This window comes from Mesorhizobium sp. M7A.F.Ca.CA.002.04.1.1, from assembly GCF_004022805.1.
In the GTDB taxonomy this organism is placed as follows: domain Bacteria; phylum Pseudomonadota; class Alphaproteobacteria; order Rhizobiales; family Rhizobiaceae; genus Mesorhizobium; species Mesorhizobium ciceri.
Window position 1 is genome coordinate 1 of record NZ_RZPL01000857.1, and the last position, 2,230, is coordinate 2,230.

The window sequence follows — 2,230 nt, forward strand, 5'->3', positions numbered from 1 at the left end:
ACGCCGCGCTGTCCTTAGGGCCAGTTGATCCATGGGGGAGGAAGGCCAATGCAGAAGCTGCAATCGCAGGGCGTCCATCACATCACGCTGGTCGGCGCCGGGCGCCAGACCTCTATCGATTTCTGGGAAGGCGTGCTCGGCATGCCGTTCATCTTCGAACAGCCCAATCTCGACAAGCCGAGGGAAAGCCACCTCTATTTCGATCCCGGCGACGGCCGGCTGATCACTATCTTCACCGACGAGAGCCGGACGCCGGAGAAGCGGCGCACGCCTACCGATCCGGGCTGTGTTCACCACATCGCCTTTTCGGTGTCGCGCGTCACCTTTCTGCAGGCGGTCTCCCGGCTTGACGAGCGCGGCATCAAGCACAGCGGCGTCAAGGATCGCGGTTTCATGGATTCGATCTATTTCGAGGATCCGCTCGGCCTGCTGATCGAGTTGGCGTCCTACCGCTTCGAACCGCCGGCGGGCTTCACCCATGCGGATGTGCTGATGGAAGCGCACAGGCTGCGGGTCGGGCGCGGCGACTACAACATCGCCGAAGTGCATCTCGCCGATGCGATCCAGACGCTCGTAGAGCGTTCCCGTGCCACTCTGTCGGACGATCGGGCGCCGAAGAACCCATACTGAACAGACCAGAGGGAGGAACAAGATGGCCAAGACAGCGACGAAGACTGCCGGGAAATCCGCGGCCAAAGCTGCCGCCAAGCCGGCGGCGAAAGCTGCGGCAACGCCAAAAGCCAAGGCGGCCGCCAAGCCTGCGGTGAAGGCGACGGCAAAAGCCGCGCCCAGGGCCAAGGCCAAGCCGGCCAAGAAGCCGGCGCTGAAGCTCAGCATGCTGAAGCCCAGCGTCAACAACATGACCGTGCGGGTGTTTGCGCGCGCGGCGGGTTTCGACCACGCCGAGACCGATGCCTGGGGCCACACCCGTTCGCCGGAGTTCATGGCGCGAAATCCCGCCCATTTGACACCGATGATCGAGGACAAGGGCCTGCCCAGAGGCGTGCTGTGGGAAAGCTGCGCTATCATGCAGTATCTCGCCAACAAGCACGGGTTGGAGAAATTCTATCCGAAGGCGCCGGCCAAGCGGGCGATGGTCGACAGTGCGATGTTCTACCTGATCGGCACGCTCTACCCCTATGTGGCGCGCGCCACCTATCCGGCGCTCGGCTTCCCGCACTATGCCGGCGAGGTCGGCCACAGCGACGCCCATCCCGACAAGAAGTCCGAAGCCCAGAAGGCGGCGATGGCGGCGATTGCCGAGCCGCTGGAGGTCTTCCACTCGTTCTTCAGGGACGGCAAGCCGTTCATCGGCGGCAAGCATCCGTCGATCGCCGATATCCGGCTGGCGGCGACGCTCGAATTTCTGGCCGTCATCGACTATGCCTTGCCCAAATGGGCGAAGGACTATGTGGCGGCGATTGAGAAGAAGCTCGGCAAGGCCTATAGCGAGCCGGCCGGCGACGTGCGCGGTTATATCGCCCATGTGAAGTCCCAGGCCAAGGCCTGAGCTTAAGGGTTCGTTAACCAAAGCCCTGTCTACTGCAGGCAATTCGCTTTCGGCCCGCGACCACGGATGTACTGGCGCAGAACGTCGCAGCGATAGGAAAGGTCGGCGCAATGCCGGCCTTTTGCTTTTCGCACGCTTTGTTCGACGCAATTCCCAAGGGAAAAGCGTTATGCGCTTTTCCGGGAAAACCGTTTCACACTTAACCGGCATTGCTTTATCGCCAGGCGCGATCGAGCAGCGATCAGACCGCGCAAGCCCAGTCAGGTGTCGCTTTTTCGGCGTCAAGTTTGCCGAGAGATATTGCCATTGCCGACGTTGGCCCTACCATCCATTGAGCGTCCCAGATGGACCGTGGTCAGGCGTGAGGGCTGGCGATGAAAAGCGTTGCGAGACGGATTGCGGTTGCGGGCGTGGTGCTGGCGGGCGCTGTTCATGCGTCAAGTGCAGCTGAACTCAACACGATGGACGATGTCGGGGCCGCGATCCAGGCTTGCTGGACACCGCCGGCGGGAGCGGGAACCGCCAGCGTCACCTTGAGCTTCAGCTTCAAGCGGGACGGCACGCTGATCGGCCCACCGAGGCCGACAGCCATCAAGGTGGAAGGCGATGCCAAGGCGAAGAAGTCCTTTGTCGACGCCGCAACGACCGCCTTGCAGAATTGTCTGCCCCTGACCTTCTCAGCGAAACTGGCGCAAGGCATCGCCGGCAACGTGTTCACGT

Annotated in this window: 3 protein-coding genes; all 3 read left to right on the plus strand. The window is 62.3% G+C overall.

Annotation, left to right across the window (positions count from 1 at the left end; all coding sequences use genetic code 11):
* The first annotated feature begins 48 nt into the window (after window positions 1-48).
* Window positions 49-630, plus strand: a complete 582-nt coding sequence (locus tag ENZ75_RS29505) for a VOC family protein (protein ID WP_013529260.1) — start codon at window positions 49-51, stop codon at window positions 628-630.
* A gap of 22 nt (window positions 631-652) precedes the next feature.
* Entirely contained in the window at window positions 653-1,510 is an 858-nt protein-coding gene (locus ENZ75_RS29510) for a glutathione S-transferase family protein (RefSeq protein WP_013529261.1), read from the plus strand.
* Window positions 1,511-1,884: 374 nt separating this feature from the next.
* On the plus strand, window positions 1,885-2,230 hold a 346-nt coding region (locus ENZ75_RS29515; protein WP_128278536.1), incomplete at its 3' end, for a hypothetical protein.